At 66.5% G+C, this 1,077-nt stretch carries 1 protein-coding gene; it reads right to left on the bottom strand.

Annotation, left to right across the window (positions count from 1 at the left end; translation table 11 throughout):
• Positions 1-23: 23 nt before the first annotated feature.
• Entirely contained in the window at positions 24-893 is an 870-nt protein-coding gene (locus tag ACFWIA_RS35135; RefSeq protein ID WP_387011337.1) for an IS5 family transposase, read from the bottom strand.
• Between the last annotated feature and the right edge of the window lie 184 nt (positions 894-1,077).

The following is a 1,077-nucleotide window of genomic DNA, read 5'->3' as shown; positions in this document are numbered from 1 at the left end:
AGAGGTCGTTTCCTCCCGTTCTTTCATCCTGTTATGCGAGCTTGATCCGGTGATGTCGGGTCGCGCCAGGAGATGGTGCTCTCGCTGGTCAGGCGGCGGGCCATCAGGTCGCTCATGGCCAGGTGGATCATGGCTTCGGAGCGGGACGGGAGGGTCTCGTAGTCGCGGGCCAGGCGGCGGTTCAGCATGAGCCAGCCGTAGGTCCGCTCCACCACCCAACGCTTGGGTATCGGGGTGAATCCCCTGCTCCCTGGCTTGCGGGTGGTGATTTCCATGTCGATGCCGAGGGTGGCTGCGTGCTCGACGAGGTGCTTGCGGTAGCCGCCGTCCACCCAGGTCTTACGTATCGCGGGGTGGTCGGCGGCGACTCGGTCGAGCAAGAGGGTGCCGGCATTGGAGTCCTGGACGCTGGCCGCGGTGACCAGGACCGCGAGCAGGAGGCCGAGCGTGTCGGTCACGATGCTCCGCTTGCGGCCCACGATCTTCTTGGCGTTGTCCGTGCCCTGGCTCGTGGCGGGAACGCTGGTGGAGGTCTTCATGCTCTGTGCGTCGATCACACAGGCCGAAGGCTCGGTGTTCCGGCCGTCCCGCTCGCGCACCAGTTCCCGTAGCAGGCCGTTGAGCTGGACGAACACGCCATCACGCTGCCACTTGGCGAAGTAGCCGTAGACGCTGTTCCAGTGCGGGAAGTCGTGTGGCAGGTAGCGCCACTGGACGCCGGTGCGGTCCACGTACAGGATCGCGTTCATGATCTCGCGCAGGTCGAGCTCGGCGGGGCGGCCGAAGCCCAGCGCCCGGCCGTGGCGCTCGTAGCGCCACGCGGACAGGACCGGCTCGATCAACTCCCAGCGGGCATCGGACAGATCACTCGGATACGCACGACGGTCAGCCATGAGCTGGGCATACCGCCGGTCTGGGGCGTGCGCCCAGGCGTGCGTTCACCCGCGTGGAAGCACGGAACAGACCCGGGCGTCCTGGAATGAGACAGGCGCAAGCCGACTTCCGTCTCGGACACCACACCCTCAGCCTCAGAAAGCCAGAACGGACCCGACAGTCCCACCAGCATCAGCACCCCAG

The sequence above is a fragment of the Streptomyces sp. NPDC127068 genome, from assembly GCF_042724695.1.
GTDB lineage: Bacteria > Actinomycetota > Actinomycetes > Streptomycetales > Streptomycetaceae > Streptomyces.
The sequence above is the reverse complement of the archived record's forward strand: the minus strand, read 5'-3'. Positions and strand labels throughout refer to the sequence as shown.

Coding starts and splice junctions, on each gene's coding strand:
- ACFWIA_RS35135 (WP_387011337.1), bottom strand. CDS start 893: ATGGCTGACCGTCGTGCGTATCCGAGTGATCTGTCCGATGCCCGCTGG.